This is a genomic window from Pseudomonas sp. HMSC08G10 (assembly GCF_001808425.1).
Taxonomy (GTDB): Bacteria; Pseudomonadota; Gammaproteobacteria; order Pseudomonadales; family Pseudomonadaceae; genus Aquipseudomonas; species Aquipseudomonas guariconensis.
In genome coordinates, this window is the sequence record NZ_KV793291.1 from 1 (window position 1) to 19,764 (window position 19,764).

The 19,764-nt window shown below is 64.0% G+C and carries 22 protein-coding genes; 14 read left to right on the plus strand and 8 right to left on the minus strand.

The window, feature by feature from the left end:
• Positions 1-1,846: FdhF/YdeP family oxidoreductase (locus tag HMPREF3173_RS02635; protein WP_070571422.1), on the plus strand; the 1,846-nt coding region annotated here is incomplete at its 5' end.
• Between the two features lie 33 nt (positions 1,847-1,879).
• Here HMPREF3173_RS02635 and HMPREF3173_RS02640 read toward each other — a convergent pair.
• Complete coding sequence (locus tag HMPREF3173_RS02640; protein ID WP_043215826.1) at positions 1,880-2,338, minus strand: Lrp/AsnC family transcriptional regulator; 459 nt, start codon at positions 2,336-2,338, stop codon at positions 1,880-1,882.
• A 156-nt stretch (positions 2,339-2,494) separates the two neighbouring features.
• On the opposite strand from HMPREF3173_RS02640, the gene HMPREF3173_RS02645 reads away from it, so the two are divergent.
• Complete coding sequence (locus HMPREF3173_RS02645) at positions 2,495-3,679, plus strand: trans-sulfuration enzyme family protein (RefSeq protein ID WP_070571423.1); 1,185 nt, start codon at positions 2,495-2,497, stop codon at positions 3,677-3,679.
• A 111-nt stretch (positions 3,680-3,790) separates the two neighbouring features.
• Here HMPREF3173_RS02645 and HMPREF3173_RS02650 read toward each other — a convergent pair whose 3' ends face one another.
• Entirely contained in the window at positions 3,791-4,024 is a 234-nt protein-coding gene (locus tag HMPREF3173_RS02650; RefSeq protein WP_043215824.1) for an HP1242/YdcH family protein, read from the minus strand.
• 118 nt (positions 4,025-4,142) lie between these two features.
• On the opposite strand from HMPREF3173_RS02650, the gene HMPREF3173_RS02655 reads away from it, so the two are divergent.
• From HMPREF3173_RS02655 to HMPREF3173_RS02675, 5 genes are all read left to right on the plus strand, one after another.
• Complete coding sequence (locus HMPREF3173_RS02655; protein ID WP_070571424.1) at positions 4,143-4,517, plus strand: 5-carboxymethyl-2-hydroxymuconate Delta-isomerase; 375 nt, start codon at positions 4,143-4,145, stop codon at positions 4,515-4,517.
• A gap of 148 nt (positions 4,518-4,665) precedes the next feature.
• On the plus strand, positions 4,666-6,306 hold the full coding sequence (locus tag HMPREF3173_RS02660; protein WP_070571425.1) for a phosphoethanolamine transferase: 1,641 nt from the start codon (positions 4,666-4,668) through the stop codon (positions 6,304-6,306).
• A gap of 79 nt (positions 6,307-6,385) precedes the next feature.
• Positions 6,386-7,516 (plus strand): ribonuclease D, encoded by a 1,131-nt coding sequence (rnd, locus tag HMPREF3173_RS02665; protein WP_070571426.1) that lies wholly within the window; start codon positions 6,386-6,388, stop codon positions 7,514-7,516.
• Complete coding sequence (locus HMPREF3173_RS02670; RefSeq protein WP_043215465.1) at positions 7,516-7,809, plus strand: YcgL domain-containing protein; 294 nt, start codon at positions 7,516-7,518, stop codon at positions 7,807-7,809. Before rnd ends, HMPREF3173_RS02670 begins: the two co-directional genes overlap by 1 nt.
• 78 nt (positions 7,810-7,887) lie before the next feature.
• The gene (locus HMPREF3173_RS02675) at positions 7,888-8,820 is read left to right on the plus strand and encodes a D-2-hydroxyacid dehydrogenase (RefSeq protein ID WP_070571427.1); all 933 of its coding nucleotides are present in this window, start codon (positions 7,888-7,890) and stop codon (positions 8,818-8,820) included.
• A 92-nt stretch (positions 8,821-8,912) separates the two neighbouring features.
• Here the strand turns inward: HMPREF3173_RS02675 and HMPREF3173_RS02680 are convergent, their stop codons facing one another.
• Positions 8,913-9,506: a nitroreductase family protein gene (locus HMPREF3173_RS02680; protein ID WP_070571428.1), complete on the minus strand. Its 594-nt coding sequence runs from the start codon at positions 9,504-9,506 to the stop codon at positions 8,913-8,915.
• A gap of 219 nt (positions 9,507-9,725) precedes the next feature.
• On the opposite strand from HMPREF3173_RS02680, the gene HMPREF3173_RS02685 reads away from it, so the two are divergent.
• Complete coding sequence (locus HMPREF3173_RS02685; protein ID WP_070571429.1) at positions 9,726-10,175, plus strand: YcgN family cysteine cluster protein; 450 nt, start codon at positions 9,726-9,728, stop codon at positions 10,173-10,175.
• 49 nt (positions 10,176-10,224) lie between these two features.
• Positions 10,225-11,433, plus strand: a complete 1,209-nt coding sequence (locus tag HMPREF3173_RS02690) for a hypothetical protein (RefSeq protein ID WP_070571430.1) — start codon at positions 10,225-10,227, stop codon at positions 11,431-11,433.
• Between the two features lie 97 nt (positions 11,434-11,530).
• On the opposite strand, the gene HMPREF3173_RS02695 is transcribed toward HMPREF3173_RS02690, so the two are convergent.
• From HMPREF3173_RS02695 to HMPREF3173_RS02705, 3 genes are all read right to left on the minus strand, one after another.
• Positions 11,531-11,812, minus strand: a complete 282-nt coding sequence (locus HMPREF3173_RS02695; RefSeq protein ID WP_070571431.1) for a YgaP family membrane protein — start codon at positions 11,810-11,812, stop codon at positions 11,531-11,533.
• A 127-nt stretch (positions 11,813-11,939) separates the two neighbouring features.
• Complete coding sequence (locus HMPREF3173_RS02700) at positions 11,940-12,410, minus strand: RNA methyltransferase (protein ID WP_043215476.1); 471 nt, start codon at positions 12,408-12,410, stop codon at positions 11,940-11,942.
• Positions 12,411-12,480: 70 nt separating this feature from the next.
• Complete coding sequence (locus HMPREF3173_RS02705) at positions 12,481-12,852, minus strand: YajD family HNH nuclease (protein WP_043215477.1); 372 nt, start codon at positions 12,850-12,852, stop codon at positions 12,481-12,483.
• A 133-nt stretch (positions 12,853-12,985) separates the two neighbouring features.
• Between HMPREF3173_RS02705 and HMPREF3173_RS02710 the strand changes: the two genes are divergently transcribed.
• A complete protein-coding gene (locus tag HMPREF3173_RS02710; protein ID WP_070571432.1) occupies positions 12,986-13,264 on the plus strand; it encodes a hypothetical protein in 279 nt (92 codons plus the stop codon).
• 19 nt (positions 13,265-13,283) lie between these two features.
• Here HMPREF3173_RS02710 and HMPREF3173_RS02715 read toward each other — a convergent pair whose 3' ends face one another.
• Positions 13,284-15,326, minus strand: a complete 2,043-nt coding sequence (locus HMPREF3173_RS02715; protein ID WP_070571433.1) for a S9 family peptidase — start codon at positions 15,324-15,326, stop codon at positions 13,284-13,286.
• A gap of 172 nt (positions 15,327-15,498) precedes the next feature.
• Between HMPREF3173_RS02715 and HMPREF3173_RS02720 the strand changes: the two genes are divergently transcribed.
• The 3 genes from HMPREF3173_RS02720 to HMPREF3173_RS02730 are packed head-to-tail and all read left to right on the plus strand — an operon-like array spanning position 15,499 to position 17,326.
• Positions 15,499-16,002: a hypothetical protein gene (locus HMPREF3173_RS02720; RefSeq protein ID WP_043215483.1), complete on the plus strand. Its 504-nt coding sequence runs from the start codon at positions 15,499-15,501 to the stop codon at positions 16,000-16,002.
• 16 nt (positions 16,003-16,018) lie between these two features.
• Positions 16,019-16,792 carry a class II glutamine amidotransferase gene (locus HMPREF3173_RS02725; protein WP_070571434.1) on the plus strand — a complete coding sequence of 258 codons (774 nt, stop codon included), beginning with the start codon at positions 16,019-16,021 and terminating at the stop codon, positions 16,790-16,792.
• Between the two features lie 12 nt (positions 16,793-16,804).
• On the plus strand, positions 16,805-17,326 hold the full coding sequence (locus tag HMPREF3173_RS02730; RefSeq protein ID WP_070571435.1) for a DUF2937 family protein: 522 nt from the start codon (positions 16,805-16,807) through the stop codon (positions 17,324-17,326).
• A 100-nt stretch (positions 17,327-17,426) separates the two neighbouring features.
• Here HMPREF3173_RS02730 and HMPREF3173_RS02735 read toward each other — a convergent pair whose 3' ends face one another.
• Positions 17,427-18,338 carry a LysR family transcriptional regulator gene (locus HMPREF3173_RS02735; RefSeq protein ID WP_043215489.1) on the minus strand — a complete coding sequence of 304 codons (912 nt, stop codon included), beginning with the start codon at positions 18,336-18,338 and terminating at the stop codon, positions 17,427-17,429.
• A 130-nt stretch (positions 18,339-18,468) separates the two neighbouring features.
• Here HMPREF3173_RS02735 and HMPREF3173_RS02740 point away from each other — a divergent pair, with 130 nt between their 5' ends.
• Complete coding sequence (locus tag HMPREF3173_RS02740) at positions 18,469-19,755, plus strand: MFS transporter (protein WP_070571436.1); 1,287 nt, start codon at positions 18,469-18,471, stop codon at positions 19,753-19,755.
• Positions 19,756-19,764: the final 9 nt, after the last annotated feature.

Sequence of the window (19,764 nt, forward strand, 5' to 3'; positions counted from 1 at the left end):
GGCGTTCCTGTACCAGCTGTTCGTGCGGGCCTTCGGCACCAACAACTTCCCGGACTGCTCGAACATGTGCCACGAAGCCAGTGGCGTGGGCATGTCCAGCACCTTGGGTGTGGGCAAGGGCACTGTGGTGTTCGATGACCTGGAGGAAGCCGACGCGATCTTCGTCATCGGCCAGAATCCCGGCACCAACCACCCGCGCATGCTCGAACCGCTGCGCGAAGCGGTCAAGCGCGGTGCCCAGGTGGTGTGCTTCAACCCGCTCAAGGAGCGTGGCCTGGAGCGTTTCCAGCATCCGCAGCACCCCTTCGAGATGCTCAGCAACGGCTCGGAGCCGACCAACACCGCGTACTTCCGCCCGGCGTTGGGCGGCGACATGGCGGTGATGCGCGGCATTGCCAAGTTCTTGCTGCTGTGGGAACGCGAGGCCCAGGCAAAGGGCGAGCCGGCGGTCTTCGACCACGCTTTCATCGCCGAGCATACCGATGGCGTGGAGGCCTACCTGGCAGTCCTGGATGCCACGTCCTGGGAGCATATCGTCGAGCAGTCCGGCCTGAGCCTGGCTGAGATCGAGCTGGCCGCACGCATGTACCGCAAGGCTGAGCGGGTGATCATGTGCTGGGCCATGGGCGTGACCCAGCACCGTCACTCGGTGCCGACCGTCCAGGAAATCGTCAACCTGCAACTGTTGCGCGGTAACGTCGGCAAGCCTGGCGCGGGCCTCTCGCCGGTACGCGGCCACAGCAACGTGCAGGGCGACCGCACCATGGGCATCGACGAGAAACCCCCGGCCCGCTTGCTCGATGCCCTGGAAAAACGCTTCCAGTTCAAGGTCCCCCGCGAGCATGGCGATAACGCCGTGCTGGCGATCAAGGCCATGGAAGAGAAGCGGGCCAAGGTGTTCATCGGCTTGGGGGGCAACTTCGCCCAGGCCACGCCCGATACACCGCGCACCCATGCGGCGATGCGCAACTGCGAACTGACGGTGCACATCGCCACCAAGCTCAACCGCTCGCACCTGGTGACAGGCCGTGATGCCTTGATCCTGCCGTGCCTGGGCCGCACCGAGATCGACCTGCAGGCCGAAGGCCCGCAAGGCGTCACCGTGGAAGACACCTTCAGCATGGTGCATATCTCCCACGGCCAGCTCAAACCCCGCTCGCCGCACCTGCGCTCGGAGCCGGCGATCATTGCCGGCATGGCCAAGGCGACCCTGGGTAACCATCCGATCGATTGGGAATGGGTGGTCGGCGACTATGGACGCATCCGCGAACTGATTGCCGATGTGATCCCAGGCTTTGCCGATTTCAACACGCGCCTGGCGCAGCCGGGGGGGTTCCATTTGGGCAACGCGGCCGCCGATCGTACGTGGAACACGGCGACCGGCAAGGCTCAGTTCACGCCCAGCGAACTGCCTGAACAGCTGGTCAACGCCAAGGTCCTGGCCCGCGGCGACAAGCCGGACCTGATCCTGCAGACGCTGCGCTCGCACGATCAGTACAACACCACCCTGTACGGCCTGGACGACCGCTACCGGGGCGTGTTCGGCCTGCGCGAGGTGGTGTTCGTCAACGAGGCTGACATCCGCCGCCTGGGCTTTGAGCCCGGCGAGCAGGTGGACATGGTGTCGCTGTGGGAAGACGGTCGCGAGCGGCGCGTATCGGGCTTCCGCCTGGTGGCCTACGACCTGCCCGAGGGCCAGGCGGCTGCCTACTACCCGGAGACCAACCCGCTGGTGCCGCTGGAGAGCTACGGCGAAGGGACCTACACCCCAACGTCGAAGTTCGTGGCGATCAAGCTTCAGAAGGCGCGTGCGGACAACAGAATCGAAGTCAGCCACGCAGACTGACTGACGGCCGGGGCTGCTTTGCGGCCCCAGCGTTCAGCGGTGAACCGGGTACGCCGTGGTGTACTTCATCTGCTCCATGGCAAAGCTCGAGGTAATGTTCGAAAGGCCGTCGGTGCTGGTAATCAGCTTCTTGTAGAAACGGTCATACGCGGCGATATCGCCCACCACTACCCGCAGCATGTAGTCCCAGTCGCCGGACATTCGATACACCTCCATCACTTCCTCGAACCCGGTCACGACCCTGGCGAATTGCTCGAGCCAGGCGCTGTCGTGACGTTGGGTCTTGAGCTGGACGAACACGGTCAGTCCCAGGCCCAGCTTTTCGGGGTCGAGCAGGGCGACGCGGCCGCGGATGAAACCCTCATCCTCCAGGCGCTTGACCCGCTTCCAGCAAGGCGTGGTCGAGAGATTGACGGCTTCGGCCAGGTCCTTGAGGGAGATGGAGGCATCGCGCTGGAGCAGGGTGAGGATGTGTTGATCGAAACTGTCCATACCGTTATCGGGCGCCCGTTGAGAAAAAGTTTCTCGAGATTAGCGTGCTTGAAGAATCACGAGAATAGCCAAAGCGCCCAGGCAGCAGATTCATCCCCCGCTCGGCGAAGGGCAGTGGATATGCCATAGTGGCGCCTTCCTCCCTCATCATCGTCAATGGACCCGACCATGTCCGACAACAAGCCGCGCAATTTCGCCACCCGTACCATCCACGCCGGCGAGCAGACCAGCGTCGCCGACAACGCCATCTTCCCGGCCATCGTCACCACCAGCTCGTTCATCAAGCGCGGTCTGGATGATCACCCCGAATATGCCTACAGCCGGGTCAGCAACCCGACCCGCCATGCCTATGAAACCTGCGTCGCCGCCCTGGAAGAAGGCGTGGGCGCGGTCGCCACCGCTTCGGGTGTCGGCGCCACGGCCACCGTGCTGGAACTGCTGTCCAAAGACGCCCACGTCGTGGTGATGAACGGCGTGTACGGCGGTACCTTCCGCCTGCTGGAGGACTACCGCAGTCGCACCTCGGGCCTGACCACCACCTATGTCGACCTGAACGACCTGGAGGCCGTCGCCGCCGCCATTCGCCCTGAGACCCAACTGATCTGGATCGAGTCGCCGACCAACCCGTTGCTGCACCTGGTGGACATCCAGGCGGTGTGCACGCTGGCCCGTGAGCGCGGCATCCTCACCTGCATCGACAATACCTTCTGCTCGCCCTGGAACCAGCGCCCGATCACCCTGGGGGTCGATCTGGTGATGCATTCGGCGAGCAAGTACATCGGGGGGCACTCCGACCTGATCGGTGGCGTGGTGGTGGCGGCCAACGACGAGCTGCTCAAGCGCCTGCGCCGCATCAGCATGGCCGTGGGTGCCATCCAGGGGCCGTTCGACTGCTACTTGGCCCTGCGCGGGCTCAAGACCCTCGACGTGCGCATGGAGCGCCAGTGCGCCAACGCCCTGCGCGTCGCCCAGTTTCTGGAAGGGCATCCGCAGGTCGAGCAGGTGTATTACCCGCAGCTCGAAAGCCATCCGCAGCATGAGCTGTGCAAGCGACAGATGCGCGGCGGCGGCGCGGTGGTAGCGATGAAGATCAAGGGCGACCGCGCCGCGGTCAACCGCCTGGTGGAAGCGCTGTCGATCTTTGTGCTGGCCGATTCGCTGGGAGGGGTGGAGAGCATGATCAACCACTCCTGGAGTATGTCGCACAACTCCCTGAGCCCCGAGCAGAAGGGGCAGATGGGCATCAGCGAGAACCTGCTGCGCCTGTCGGTGGGTATCGAAGACTACCGCGACCTGATCGAGGATCTGGAAACCGGGCTCAAGGCTTCGGCCGGGGCGTAACGACAGCCGCTTGGGTCGTATGTCTGGCTTTCGCGAGCGAACCCGCTCCCACTGGCTTTTGCAGAACCTGTGGGAGCGGGTTCCTCCGCGAATGTTTTTGAAGAGGGAATGTTATCTGGCGGGATGAACGATCCGTTCGATCTTGTCCTTGATCAGCAGGCGCTCCTTGCGCAAGCGATTGACCGCGTCGTCAGCGGTACCGTTGCCTTCGGCGGCCACCACTTCCTTGTCCTTGGCGTTGTACTCCTTGTGCAGTTGATGGAGCGTCTGGTCCTTGTCGATCAGCGCCTGGAAATCGTCAGCGGAAATGTGCAGGTCAGCGAGCAGATCATGCGGGACTGGCATTTCTTCACCTCGGGTCAGGGGTTGGCAAAAAGTCCTGAACCTTGAGGATAGTCGCCTTTGCCCGGTTGCGGGACTGGAGTAGGCTGTGGCCCTCCCGCCCTGACCTGGAACCCGCGCCATGCCTCACCTGAACCTGGAATACAGCGACAACCTGGCCGATCTGAATGTCGATCTGCTGCTGATGCGCCTGAACCACACCCTGGTGGGCAGCGGCCAGTTCGCCGACGAGCTGGATATCAAGAGCCGTGCCCAGGCCTTCGCCCATTACCGGGTGGGCACCGCACCGCTCGAACGGGCGTTTGCCCATGTACGGCTGGCGATTCTCAGCGGGCGTTCGGCGCAGGTGAAGAAGCAGTTGTCCGCCAGCCTGCTGGAGGTGCTGAGCGAAGTAATCGCCGCTCGCGAGGGCCTGGATATCCAGCTGTGCGTGGAGGTGCAGGATATCGACCGCGAGCCTTACGCCAAGCTACATCTGGCCGCCGGGGAAAGATGAAATTCATTTAATGTTAAAAAGATATCAGCCAACCCTTTGTTGGCGTCTTTTTCACAAAATCTTGATGGTGCGCTTTCTAGAGTTCGGCCAACTTCCCCGGTGCCCTGCCAGGTGCGTGGGCCGATCTTAATTCTCGACTGCGAACATCATCTTGAACGTAAAAACACTGCGGGCCGAATGGGTCACGTTGCTGGCCAGTCTTTACCTGTTGATCGGGTTCAATACCGCGCTCTGGGAGCACCTGGAAACCGCTGTACCTCCCGGCATGGTGGGCATGTGGCTGCTACTGGCCTTCGCCGTGATGATGCTGTTCGCGTTCAACCTGCTGCTGACGCTGGTGGCGTTCAGGTATGTGCTCAAGCCATTGTTGATCGTGTTGTTCATGAGCGGCGCGGGTGTTGCCTATTTCATGAACCAGTACGGTGTGCTGATCGACACAGGCATGTTCCGCAACATGGCCGAGACCAACGTCGCCGAAGTCCGTGACCTGCTGTCGATCAAGTTCGCCCTTTACATCGGCCTGCTCGGCGTCCTGCCGTCGGTGCTGCTGTGGAAGGCCAGGATCGCCTATCGGCCCTGGCATCGCGAGCTGCTGGGCAAGCTGGTGGTCAGCGGTGCCTGCGTGGCGGCCCTGGGCTCGGTGGCGCTGGTCAACTACCAGGGGCTGTCTTCGCTGTTTCGCAACCACCATGAAATCCGCCTGATGCTCACCCCGAGCAACATCGTCGGCGCCTCGTTCGGTTATGTCAGCGAGCGCCTTGGCAGTGCCGCGCGGCCGTTCCAGCACTACGGTGAGGACGCCAAGCGCGACACCCATGCCTGGCAGCGCCATGAACGCAAGTCGCTGACCGTGCTGGTGGTGGGGGAGAGCGCCCGGGCCGAGAACTTCGGGGTACTGGGTTATGGACGCGACACCACGCCTCGCCTGAACCAGGAGCAAGGCCTGCTGGCGTTCAGCGATGTGCATTCGTGCGGCACCGAAACCGCCGTGTCGGTGCCGTGCATGTTCTCTGGCATGCCACGCAAGGACTACGACGCTCGCGTTGCCAAGAACCGCGAAGGGCTCCTGGACATCCTCCAGCGCGCCGGCCTGAGCGTGCAGTGGCGCGACAACCAGTCCGGGTGCAAAGGCACCTGCGACCGGGTGCAGTTCGTCGATGTCAGCAACCTCAAGGACCCTAAGCTCTGCGCCGATGGTGAATGCCACGACGAGATCCTTCTGCAGGGCCTTGGCGAGCTGCTGGACAATCTGACTCAGGACACCGTGCTGGTACTGCACCAGATGGGCAGCCATGGCCCGGACTATTACAAGCGCTATCCGGCCAGCGCCGAGCGCTTCACCCCGGTGTGCCAGAGCAACGCCCTGAACCAGTGCGACCAGCAGGCCATCGTCAACAGCTATGACAACACCTTGGCTTACACTGACCAGGTGCTGGGCTCGCTGATCGATCTCCTGCGCAGCCGTCAGGACAAGGTCGACACCGCGATGATCTACCTCTCCGACCATGGCGAGTCGCTGGGCGAATACAACCTGTACCTGCATGGCACACCCTACATGTTGGCGCCCGAGCAACAGCGTCATGTGCCGCTTTTGGTGTGGTTCTCCGACAGCTACCGCCAGGACTTCGCCCTCGACACCGACTGCCTGGGCCGTCTGCGCGACGCGCCGCTGAGCCAGGACAATCTGTTCCATTCGATGCTCGGCCTGTTGCAGGTGCGTACCGAGGTCTACCGGCAATCGATGGATATGTTCGCCAGCTGCCGGCCGTGGATGACCGCCGACCGTTGATCAAACCAAGGATGGCGCAGGTTTCACCCCCAATGCCCGCGCCGTATATACTGCCCGCCATTATTTGTGGGAGAGCCTCGTGGGCATCGAAATACACTGGATACGAGATGACCAGACCCTGGCCGAACACTGCCGGGCCTGGCGCGAGCTGCCCTTCGTGGCGCTCGACACCGAGTTCATGCGGGTCGACACGTTCTATCCCAAGGCCGGCCTGATCCAGGTCGGTGAAGGCAACCGGGCTTTTTTGATCGACCCTTTGCTGATCCGCGACTGGCAGCCGCTGGCCGAGCTGCTCGAGGACAACGGCGTGGTCAAGGTGCTGCACGCCTGCAGCGAAGACCTGGAAGTGCTCCTGCGCCTGACCGGCAAGCTGCCGCAACCGCTGTTCGACACCCAGCTGGCCGCCGGCTACCTGAATATCGGCTTCTCCATGGGCTACTCGCGCCTGGTGCAAGAGGTCCTGGGCATCGAGCTGCCCAAGGGCGAAACCCGTTCGGACTGGCTGCAACGGCCATTGTCCGAAACCCAGGTCAGCTATGCTGCCGAGGATGCCGTGCACCTGGCCGAGCTGTTCAGTGCCCTGCGCCCGCGCCTGTCGGACGACAAGTATGCTTGGGTGCTCGAAGACGGCGCCGAGCTGGTTGCCCAGTTGCGCCGCGAAGTCGAGCCGGAGCTGCTTTATCGCGACGTGAAGCTCGCCTGGAAGCTCAGCCCCCAGCAACTGGCGGTGCTGCGCGAATTGTGCATCTGGCGCGAGCGTGAGGCCCGCAGCCGCGATGTACCGCGCAACCGCGTGCTGCGTGAGCACTCGCTTTGGCCCATGGCCAAAAGCCAGCCGGACAATCTGTCGGCCTTGGCCCGGATCGACGACATGCACCCGCGCACCATCCGCCAAGACGGCGAGTTCCTGCTTGGCTTGATCAAGCGCGCGGCGAGCCTGCCGGCCGAACAGTGGCCGCAAGCCTTGCCCGAGCCGCTGCCGATCGAGGCCTCCGGCATCCTCAAGCGTCTGCGCGCGGTCGGCCAAGCCGAAGGCGAGCGTCTGGGTATCGCCCCGGAACTGATGCTGCGCAAGAAAACCCTCGAAGCCTTGCTCAAGAGCGGCTTCCCCAACGGCCCCTATCAACTGCCCGATTCGCTGCGCGGCTGGCGCCGCGAGCGCATGGGCCAGGCCCTGCTGGACAGCCTGGCAGGCGCCGGAGACTCCTGATGAAACGTATTTGCTCGATCTACAAGAGCCCTCGCAAGAACGAAATGTACCTCTATGTGCTCAAGGCCGAGGGGCTGGCGCGAGTGCCCGAGGCCTTGCTGCCCTTCTTTGGCACCCCGGTGCATGCCTTCGACCTGGTGTTGACCCCCGAGCGCAAGCTGGCGCGTGAGGACATCGCCAAGGTGCTTGAGAACCTCGACAACCAGGGCTACCACCTGCAGATGCCACCGCCCGAGGACGACTACATCGAGCACCTGCCCGAAGAGCTGCTGCGCCGCAACGACCCGGCCTGACCTCGGCCCGGTCCCAATCGTTCGTCAAGCGACCCGCCTGCCGGGTCGTTTTCGTTGTTTGCCAAGGTTGTCTTCTACATGCGCATTCTGATCGCTGAACAGGATCATGCCAACTATGCCCGCCTGCTGGGCGAGGCGGCGCCAGAGCTGGATATCGTGACCAGCGGCGATTCCGCCGAATTATCGCGTCTGGCGCCTGACTGCCCGGTATGGCTGGGCCAGCCCGACCTGCTCGCCAGCCTGCTGCGCCAAGGGCATGGGCCCCGGTGGATACAGTCCACCTGGGCCGGCATCACGCCGCTGCTGGCCAAAGGCCTGCCGCGTGATTACCGCCTGACCCGTGCGGTCGGTATCTTCGGCCAGGTGATGGCCGAATACATGCTCACCTACATGCTGATTCATGAACGCGACGTACTGGCGCGTCTGGTCAGTCAAGTCGAGCGCCGTTGGGATGATCGCCCGGGGCGCTCCCTCGAAGGGCGTCGGGTGCTCGTGGTGGGTACGGGCGATATCGGCCAGCGGGTCGCCGAGTTTCTCGTGCCGTTCGGCGTGACCTTGTATGGCATTGCCAGCAGCGCCCGCGAGCAGGCGCCCTTCGTCGAGGTGGCCGGGCTCGAGGACTTGCCGCGCATGGTGGCGCAGGCCGACTACGTGCTCAACCTGCTGCCGGACACGCCGGCGACGCATGATCTCTACGATGCTGCGCTGTTCAGGTGCTTCAAGCCCAGCGCTCTGTTCATCAATGCCGGGCGCGGCGTGGCAGTGGTCGATGCCGACCTGGTGGAAGCCTTGAAGCAGGGCCATCTGGCCGGGGCAGTGATCGATGTCTGCCGGCAGGAGCCGCTGCCTCAGCGCCATCCGTTCTGGACGGCCTGGGGCCTGCTGTTGACCGGGCACAGCTCGGCGCCCACCTCGCCAGTGGCGATGGTGCGGTTGTTTGTCGAGAACATGCAGGCGTATCAGGCGGGGCAGGGGTTGCGCGGGGAAGTGGATTTCAAGCGCGGGTACTGAGTCGGTCGCAGTTCGCGGATGAACCCGCTCTCACAAAGACCGCACGGTCTCTTGCAGGAGCGGATTCACCCGCGGATCAGGGCCGGAGAGCCTCAGAGGCTGAAGTCGCCCTCGGCCGCCAGTTCGCTCAGCGGACGGCGTGGGCTTGGCTCTTCACGCGCTTGCAGGGCTTCGGCCAAGGTGGCCTTGTCGCCGAGCTTGCCGATCGCCACCATCGCGTGCAGCGCATAGCCTTCGGGGATCTTCAGCTCCTTGCGAGCCAGCTCCGGATCGAAACCGGCCATGCCATGGGTGTGCCAGCCGCTGATGCTGGCTTGCAGCGCCAGGTGGCCCCAGGCGGAACCGGTGTCGAAGGTGTGCCACAGGGCCGGTTTTTCCTCGCTGGAGCCGGGGGCGGCGAAGGTGGTCTTGGACATCACCAGTACCAGCGCCGAGGCCTGTTGTGCCCAGCTGCGGTTGAATTCGTTGAGGATGCCCAGGTAGCGCTCCCAGTTCGCCGTGTCACGGCGGGCATACAGGAAGCGCCAAGGCTGGGAGTTGTAGGCCGAAGGCGCCCAGCGCGCGGCCTCCAGGAAACTCAGCAGGGTCTGCTCGCTGATCGGCTCGGCGGTGAACGCCCGTGGCGACCAGCGGTTGATGAACTGCTCATTGATGGCATAGTCAGCGATGCGTGGGTTGGCGCTCATGCGTGCTCCTGCAAATGGAGGGGAAAGCGCGCACGCTACTGCGTCTGATCGGCACTGACAAGCGGTCTGGCTTTGGTTCGGGACAGGCTCTAGACTGGCGCCGCCATGGCGGCAGCTGCGCGTTTGAAGCTGCTAGCCACAAGAAAAAGCCGTTACGCCCGCTCTTGCTTGAAGCGTGTTGCTTGAAGCATGCCGCTGGCCCAAGCAGGAACACGTGTGATGATCGCCGATACCGCGCCCTTCTGGCGGCGCAAGACCCTTGAGCAACTCGACCCGCAAGAATGGGAGTCGCTGTGCGATGGCTGCGGCCTGTGCTGCCTGCAGAAGCTCGAGGACGAGGACGACAACAGCGTCTACTACACGCGCATCGCCTGCAAACTGCTGGACCTCACCACCTGCCAGTGCAGCGACTACCCGAACCGCTTCGCCCAAGTGCCCGACTGCATCCAGCTCACCCCGGGCAAGGCCGACCAGTTCAAGTGGTTGCCCACCACCTGCGGCTATCGCTTGGTCAGTGAAGGCAAGGACTTGCCTGCCTGGCATCACTTGGTCTGCGGGGATCGCAGCCAAGTGCATGAGCAGCGTATTTCCCAGTCTGGGCGCATGCTCAGCGAGCACGATGTGGACGAGGACGACTGGGAAGACCACCTCATCTTCCGCGCCGGCTGATCAGGTCGCGCTTTTTTGTCTTTCGCTTCTGGGAACAAGGAGTTTCTGCATGCGCTGCCATTTGTTGTGGGTTCTGGGCCTTCTGGCCTGTACGCCGGCCTGGGCCAAGAAAGTCGATCTGGATTACCAGGTGCGCCTGCTGCCGGCGAGCGGGCAGGCCGAGGTGCATCTGACCCTGGCCGATGGCAGTGTGGTGCGCAGCCTGGACTTCGACCTGGGCACGCACAGTGCATACAGCGATTTTCACGCCGATGGCCAATGGCAGGTGCAGGGCGAGCGGGGGATTTGGCGCCCGGCCTCGGGCAAGACCCAGCTCAGCTATCGCGTGCAGCTCGACCAAAAACCGCGGGGCGGCGCCTATGAAAGCCGCATCACGCCGCACTGGGCGTTGTTTCGCGGGGACCAGCTGGTGCCGCCAGCCCGCCTGGACCAGCAGGACGGCACCGAGCTGGTGGCGCGTCTGATGTTCGAGTTGCCGACAGGCTGGAAGAGCGTAGAAACTGCCTGGCCCCGCATCGGCAAGCAGACGTTTCGCATCGACGATGTCTCGCGCCTGTTCGACCGTCCAACCGGCTGGATGCTTGCTGGCAACCTTGGCAGTCGCCGGGCGCGGTTGGGCGAGACGGAGGTCACCGTGGCCGCGCCGCAAGGCCAGGGTTTACGCCGGATGGACACGCTGACGTTGTTGACTTTCGTCTGGCCGCAGGTGCAGGCCGTGTTCCCGCGCAATCCGCCCAAACTGCTGTTGGTGGGGGCGCGGGATGAGATGTGGCGCGGGGCGCTGGCCGGGCGCAATTCCATCTATCTGCACAGCAACCGACCATTGATCGGTGAGAGCGGCGCCAGCCCTTTGATGCGTGAGTTGGTTCAGGTATTCGCCCAGATCAACGACCGCGAGGGCAGCGACTGGCTCGGGGAAAGCCTGGCTGACTACTACGCCACCGAGCTGTTGCGCCGGGCTGGGGGGCTCAGTGATGACCGTTACGAGGCCTGGCAGGCGCGGCTGCACAAGCAGGCGGCCAAGGTCACCCGCCTGAGAGGGGAAAAGGCCGATACCGCCCAGGTCGCCCGCGGTGTGCTGCTGCTCCAGGCCCTGGACCGGGAGATCCGCCTGCATACCCAGAATAAGCGCTCGCTGGACGATGTCACTCGCGCGTTGATGCGCCTGTCCAGTGTCAGCACGGCAGAGTTCATCCAGCTCAGCGAGAGCGTGCTCGGACGATCTTCCGAGGTGCTGGACAGCAAGGTTCTGCGCTGAAGTTCCGAGGGTTTGTCCGCGGGTAAGCCCGCTCCACAGATGTTTCGATGTTCCCACTGTGAGGCGACTTTACCCGCGAATGCGCCGCGCAGGCGCCTCAGCCTTTGGCCTTGAGCGCTTTCAACTGCTCTGCACTGCGTTCGATATCATCGCGCAGGCGCAGGTACTCCGCCCTGTGACGTTGCAACCATGCCTTGGTCGAGCAGTGTCCGCTGATCCCGCGGGCCAGGGCCATGCCGCCTACCACGATCTGCAGCAGCCCGAGCGCGCCGCCATGGCGCAGCCCCTTGCCGATCATCAGCGCGCCGCCTGCCAGGGAGCTGGCACGCTCCCAGCCGTGGACATTATGGGTATGCACAAGCAAAGGGGTATCACGCATGGCTTGGTCTCCGTGTGGGGTGTAAGCAACTGACCCGCTACGGCAGCTGGCCGTTCAGTCCGATTGCCAGGCGGAACCTGTTGGAGAGCGTTTCAACCGCGTGAAGCCCCCCTCGCAAAGGTGGTGTTCATTTGAATTTGGGCCCCGAGCGGGTATTGAGCCCCTTGGCCATCCGGTCATACAGCACCACATTCACCGTTGCCGCCAGGTTCATGCAGCCTTCGGTGGGGATGTAGATGGTTTCTTCGCACCAGGCCCGGACATCGGCGCTCAGGCTGCCGTCTTCGGGGCCGAAGATGTAGAGGGCGCGGTCGGGATGGGTGTACTCGGGCAGGGGGCGGGCGCCTTCGACCAGTTCCACGGCCACCGGCGTGCAGCCCAGGGGGATGATGCGCTGCAGATCGTCGATACCGATCAGCGGGATGTCGTAGTGCACGCGTTTGGTGTCGGTGACGAAGTCGCGGGCGCGCTCATAACGCTTGCCGGTGTAGAACACCGAATTGACGCCGTAGCAACCTGCTGCGCGCATCACCGAACCTACGTTCTCTGCCGACTTGGGATTGAACAGGCCGATGCAGCTGTACCGTTTGTTTGCCACGTGCCGGGGTCCTTCGCAAAAAAAGCGCGATTATACGGACTCGCCGGCGGCAGCGGAGGCGATTCGACGATCAGTCTTTCTTGAGCAGGCTCGCAAGGCCGGCGAACGGGTTGTGGGTCGCCTTGGCGATGCTCGGAGTGCTGGTGGAGCCTTCGCTGAAATACTGCTGGTCGGTGTAGCGCGAATGCTCGTTGTCGTGGCAGTACAGGCACAGCAGCTCCCAGTTCGAACCATCCTGGGGATTATTGTCGTGGTTGTGGTCGCGGTGATGCACGGTCAGCTCGCTCAGGCGCTTGCCGGAGAACTCGCGGGCGCAGCGGCCGCAGACGTGCGGGTACATCTTCAGGGCCTTGTCGCGGTAGCCCATTTCCTTGTCGCGCTTGGCGTCGGCGAGGATGCGGTCGAGGCGGGCAGTGGCGGCGGAAGTAGAGGCCGAGCTCATGGGTATTACCTTTCTTGTATTCAGGCGGATGACGGTTATACCGTTGAGTCTAGCGCGCCTGCGCTGTCCTCGGACAGGCGAAAACGCAGGAATGGGCATAGCCTGTAGGTAGGTTCCAGACAGGAGGTTGCTGATGTTTCCTGCGATCCTCGCCGTATCGATCCTTGCTCTTGCACCGTCCGCCGAGGCTGCGGGCCAGCCGACGCCGCGGATCAACACGTCAGTGCCAGGGGCGCCGGGCACGCCGACGCCGACACCTTACCCACAGATCACCCCGAGCACGCCGCCCAAGGCCGGCGACAATCAGCCCGGTGCGCCGCTGCTGCCGCCGATGCCGCTGCCCGGGCCGCGCAAAGACCAGCCTCTGCCAGGGCTACAGCCGGAGCCGCCGAAGGCGCCGACCAAGCATTAGCGGCTGGGTGAAATGCGGATTACACCACCCCCAGCTCGTTGAGCACGAAGGCATACTCCAGCGCCACATCGCGCAGCCCCTGGTAACGGCCGCTCATGCCACCGTGGCCGGCGCCCATTTCGGTCTTGAGCAGCAGCAGGTTGTCGTCGGTCTTGCAGGTGCGCAAACGTGCCACCCACTTGGCTGCCTCCCAGTACTGCACGCGGCTGTCGTTGTAGCCGGCGACCACCAGCATGGCTGGGTAGGCCTGGGCCTTGAGGTTCTCGTAGGGGGCGTAGGCCTTGATCCGTTGGTACACGTCCGGCTCCTGCGGATTACCCCATTCGTCGTACTCGGTGACGGTCAGCGGCAGCTCTGGGTCGAGCATGGTGTTGAGCACGTCGACGAACGGCACCTCGGCAATGGCGCAACGGAAGAGCTCCGGGCGCTGGTTGAGCACCGCACCTATCAGCAGGCCGCCGGCGCTGCCGCCACTGATGGCCAGGTGCGCGGAGTCGGTCACACCTTCGGCGATCAGGTGCTCGGCGCAGGCGATGAAGTCATCGAAGCTGTTTTGCTTGTGTTCCTGCTTGCCAGCCCGGTACCAGGCCTCGCCCAGCTCGCCGCCGCCACGCACATGGGCGATGGCGAAGGCCACGCCCCGTTGCAGCAGGCTCAGACGGGCATGGGAGAACCAAGGGTCGAGGCTTTCGCCATAGGCACCATAGCCGTACAGGTAGAGCGGCACGCATTTGCCCAGATCGTCACGGCGGCGCACCAGGCTGATCGGTACCCGGGTACCGTCCTTGGCCACCGCCCACAGGCGCTGGCTGACGTAGTCGTCGGCGTCGAACTCACCCAGCACCGGCGTCTGCTTGAGCACGGCCTGGGCGCCGCTGGCCAAGTCCAGCTGGCGCACTTGGGCCGGCCGGTTGAGCGCTTCGTAGCGCAGGCGTACGCGGGGGCTGACGAACTCCAGGCTGTCTTGCACGTACAGGCTGTAGGCGGCATCCGGCAGTTCGACGCGGTAGGGTGGCAGGTCGCGCGGGTGCACTTCGATGATCGGCAGGCCGCCTTCGCGCAGGCTCAAGGTCAGCGCGCTGGCATTGAGGCTCAGGCCTTCGAGCATGATGTCGTCACGGTGGGGGACCAGCACTTGCCACTGGTCGCGGGTTGGCACCTGCTCGGCCGGGGCATGGAACAGGGCGAAGTTGATACCGTCCTGGTTGCTACGGATGAACCAGCGCCACTGGCCGTCGAGCTGGCCGTGGTCGGGGTAGTACTCGTGATCCTCGACCCGGGGCGCCAGGCACGTGAACGCGGCCTGTGGAGTCGCGGCGTCCAGTACCCAGGCTTCGCTGGTGGTCTTGCTGTTGAGCAGCAGCACCAACTGGCGCTCGGAGCTGGAGCGATAGCAATGCAGGAAAAACCGCCCATCGGCTTCCTCGAACACGCTCTGGGCGGTGTCCTCACCGAGGGTGTGACGGCGCAGGCGCCATGGGCGGTGGGTGTCGTCCAGCTCGGCGAAGAACAGCGTGCGGCTGTCGTTGGCCCAGGTCATGCTGCCGTCGCAGTCCTCGAAGGGCAGGGTGGTGACCGCGCCGCTGGTCAGGTCCTTGACGTACAGGGTATAGATTTCGTCGCCGCTGGTATCGAGGCTGTAGGCCAGCAGGCGATGGTCGGGGCTGACGTTGAAGGAGCCCAGCGCCAGGAAGCCGCCAGCAGCCAGCACGTTGGGGTCGAGTAGCAGTTCTTCGCGGCTTTCATCGACGGTGTTGCTGTCGTCCGCCGGACGCGGGCAGCGGTAGTGGCGCGGGTATTCATCGCCTGCTGTGGTGCGGGTGTAGTACAGGTACGGGCCCCAGGGGGAGGGCAGCGACAGGTCGGTTTCCAGGATACGGCCCTTGATTTCCTCGAACAGTTGCTCGCGCAAGGGAGCCTGGTCGGCCAGGCAGGCCTGCTGGTAGGCATTTTCCGCGTTCAGGTAAGCCAGCACCTGGGGCGTGTCGCGCTGTTGCAGCCAAGCGTACGGGTCGGGGGCGTTGTCGGCGTGGGCGATCGGCGGCTGGGGCGTGTTGGGCATTGGCAGTCTCATGGCAAGGGGTGGGCTGCATGGGCCTGTTCGCGGGGAAGCCAGCTCCTACGGGTCGTCTGCATGGCTTGCGACCTGTGGAAGTGGGATTGCCCGTGAAGAGGGCGGCGCGGTCCAAAAGTGTTTATCATAGGCGTCTCTTTACCTGGCTTGCACGAACACCATGACCGAGAACGACTATACGCTCGCCTGGGGCTTGTACGCCCTTGCCGCCCTGGGCTGCCTGTGGGTGGGTTTCAAGCTCACTGGCTGGATGTGGCGCTGGCTGCGCGAACCGCTGCGGGTGGTCATGGCGGTGCTGTTGCTGACGCCCACCATCGTTGACCCGGTCAAGGAAAGCTTCGCGCCGGCCATCGCCATCACAGCGCTGGACGTGGCCTTCAAGGTCGGCAACAACGCCTGGCGCGCCGCTTCGGACTTGGCTATGTACGGTTTGATTGCGTTCATCCTTTACGGGGTGTTCGTGGTGGTGCGCTGGCCGCTGGAAAAACGCGCCCGCGAACGCCGGGCCAACGCCGATGCTGCCGCCAAGCGCCAGGCTGCCGAGGATGAGCAGGTGATGGTCGAGGCGCCGGTCGCCGCCGACCGTCGCGACCGCTACCGCGACGACCCGCTGCCGGCGGCGCCTGTCGGCACCGGCCGTGGCCGGGTCGAGCCACGTCTGTAGGCAGGGGGCATCGAATATGTGCGAACTGCTGGGCATGAGTGCCAACGTCCCCACTGACATCGTCTTCAGTTTCACCGGCCTGATGCAGCGCGGTGGGCGTACCGGCCCGCACCGCGACGGCTGGGGCATCGGTTTCTACGAAGGGCGTGGCCTGCGGGTGTTCCAGGACCCGGCCGCGAGCAGCGAGTCGGAAGTGGCGAATCTGGTGCAGCGCTATCCGATCAAGAGTGAAGTGGTCATCGGTCATATCCGACAGGCCAACGTCGGCAAGGTGTGCCTGTCCAATACCCACCCGTTCGTGCGTGAGCTCTGGGGCCGCAACTGGTGCTTTGCGCACAACGGCCAGCTGGGCGATTTCCGTGGCCATACCACCTTCTACCGCCCGGTGGGCGATACCGACAGCGAGGCGGCGTTTTGCGACTTGCTCAACCGCGTGCGTGAAGCCTTCCCGGAACCGGTTGAAATCGAACAGCTGCTGCCGGTGCTGGTCGAAGCCTGTGCCGGCTATCGTGGCCAAGGCGTGTTCAATTGCCTGCTGAGCGACGGCGATTGGTTGTTCTGCTTCTGCTCGACCAAGCTTGTGCACATCACTCGGCGTGCGCCGTTCGGACCGGCGCGCCTGAAGGACTTCGACCTGAACGTCGACTTCCAGGCTGAAACCACCCCCAACGATGTGGTCACGGTGATCGCCACCGAGGCCCTGACCGAAAACGAGACCTGGCACCGCTACGAGCCGGGTCAATGGGCCCTGTGGCGGCATGGCGAGTGCGTAGCCCAGGGGCAGAGCTAGGGAAACCATTGCATGTTCAGAGGTTACCTGCGGTTGCTGTTGTTCACCTTCGGCTTGTTGGTCGGTCTTCAGGTTCCGGGGCTGGTCAAGGATTACAGCCAACGGGTCGAAGCGCACCTGTTCGAGTCGCGCGAGGCGCTCTCAGGGTTCGAAGAGACGGCGCAACGCTTCTTCAAAGGCGACCTGCAAGCCCTCATACGCCATTACCGCAGCAGCGATGACCCGGTGTTCAACAGCGATGCCAACAGCATCGAAAGCCTGCTGATCCGCAACCAGTTGCTGGAAAACGAATGGCAGGCGCTGCAAGGCCCGTGGCTGAGCCGCACCTGGCATGTGCTGGTGCAGGCCGATCCTCAGTTGCGTGAGGAAACCCTCAATGGCTACAGCTATCAGATCCTGCTGGTGCCCGAGGCGATCGGCTGGGGCTTGGGCGCCGGCTTCGTGTTGGCGTTGGTGATCGAAAGCCTGTTGCTGGGGCTTGGTTGGGTGGCGCTTGGCGGGCGTCGCAAGGCCGTCAAAGAGAGCTGGCGCTAAGGCCCGCGGGAAGCCCGCTCCCACAGGCCTGGGCAAACTTCACGTTCAGCGGCGTGCCGGTGGGAGCGGGTTTGCCCTTGTAGATGACACTGCCGTCGATTCAGACCAGCACGATCCGCTGCTCCCCCGCATCCTGCGCGTAGCGCTCCAGCACTTGCCGACATAGGCTCACGACTTCTTCCACCAGCTCCACCCCGGTCTGCCAGGCCACCACCAGCTCAAGGCTAGGCGGCGGCTGCAAGCCACCCAGCAGTACCAACTCGCCGCGGGCAAGTTCGGCATCGACCAGCGCCGGGGGCAGGGCGCCGATGCCGAAGCCATCGCGCAGCAGGCGGGTGATGGCTGCCACCGAATTTACGCAATTCAAACGAGGTGTCTCGGCGCCGGCCGCCTGCAGCAGGCTGAGCACCTCCTGGTGCGGGCGCGAGTTTTTCGAGAAGGTGATGATCCGTTCGCGGGCAAGCTCGGCCAGCGAGGCATAGTCATGCTGCTGGGTCGAGCCCGCGGCAACGATCCAGCCCATGGGGTAGCGTGCCAGGTCCAGGCTGCGGATCGACTCCTGGCGCAGTAGGTCGGTCTGCAGGATCACGTCGAGAAAGCCCTTCTGCAGCTGCTCGCGCAGGTTCAGCGCGGTGTCGGCCACCAGCTCGATCTCTACCTGCGGGTAGCGCTCGGTCAGTTCGGCCACCAGGGCACTCATCCAGGTGTGGATGACCGTATCCATCACGCCGATGCGGATCCGCCCGACCTTGGCCCGGTCAGTGTCCAGCGACTGTTTCATGGCCTTGGCGGTGTCGAGCATGCGCTCGGCATATTCGAGCACCTTGCTGCCCTCCGGTGTCAGGCTGACTCCGCGCGAATCGCGCAATAGCAGCTTCACGCCCAGGTCCGCCTCCAGCGCGGCGATGCGGCTGGACACCGAGGCCTGGGTGGTGAAGAGCTTCTCGGCGGTGAGGCGAAAGCTCTTGAGCCGGGCAACCCAGACGAAGGTTTCGAGGAAGCGAAGGTTCATGATCAGTTTTTCTTGTTCCAGACCGGCGGTTTTTATCGTTGGACGCCCGGCGCACGGCCTCTGAACAATGACGCCCAGGCCGCGACGCAAGACGTCGCCCAGAGAACAATACCAACAAGCCGAGGCAATCATGAACCCAACCGGCGTGCAGCAGCAGGCTTCCCCCCGGCCATCCAATGGCCCCTTCGCCTGGTACCGCGACATCGACCGTCAGCAACGACGCACCTTCTGGAGCTGCAAGATCGGCTACGGCCTCGATGGCATGGACACCCAGATGCTGAGCTTCGTCATCCCCACGTTGATCCTGATGTGGGGCATCACCACCGCCGAGGCTGGGCTGATCCATACCAGCACCCTGATCGCCTCGGCCCTGGGCGGCTGGATTGCCGGCATTCTCTCCGACCGCATCGGCCGGGTGCGCACCCTGCAACTGACCGTGCTGTGGTTCGCCTTCTTCACTTTCCTGTGCGGCTTCGCCCAGAGCTATGAGCAACTGCTGATCGCCCGGACCCTGATGGGCTTCGGCTTTGGCGGCGAGTGGACGGCCGGCGCGGTGCTGATCGGTGAGGTGATCCGCGCCCAGGACCGTGGCAAGGCCGTGGGCATGGTGCAGTCCGGCTGGGCCATCGGCTGGGGACTGACGGCGATCCTCTATGCGCTGCTGTTCTCCTTCCTGCCGCCGGAGCAGGCCTGGCGGGCGCTGTTCCTGCTGGGCATCGTGCCGGCAGTGTTCGTGATCTTCGTCCGCCGCCTGGTCAAGGACCCGGAGGTCTACCGCCAAGCCAAGGCAGTGGAAAAGTCCCAGGCGCCGTCGCATTTTTATGAAATCTTCGCCCCGGGCATGCTCTGGACCACCCTGCGTGCCTCGCTGCTGACGACCGGCGCCTTGGGCGGTTACTACGCGATCACCTCCTGGCTGCCGACCTTCCTCAAGAACGAGCGTGGCCTGAGCGTGCTGGGCACCGGCGGCTACCTGGCCATGGTCATCGTCGGCTCCTACGTGGGTTATGTGATCAGCGCGTACCTGACTGATCTGCTGGGCCGCAAGAAGAACTTCATCCTGTTCGCCGTCGGCTCGTTCGTCATCGTGCTGCTCTACACCCAGATCCCGGTCAGTGACGGCGTCATGCTGTGGCTGGGCTTTCCGCTGGGGTTCTTCGCCTCGGGCATCTTCAGTGGCATGGGGGCCTTCCTGACCGAGCTGTTCCCCACCCGCATTCGCGGTTCGGGGCAGGGCTTCTGCTACAACGTGGGGCGCGCCATCGCAGCGTTCTTCCCGCTGCTGATCGGGATGCTCAGCCAGAAAGTGCCCTTGGGCCTGGGCATTGGTGGTTTTGCCGCGGTGTCCTACGGTGTGGTGATCCTCGCGGCCCTGAGCCTGCCTGAAACACGCGGCAAAGAACTCCAGGCACGGTAAGGTAGGCAC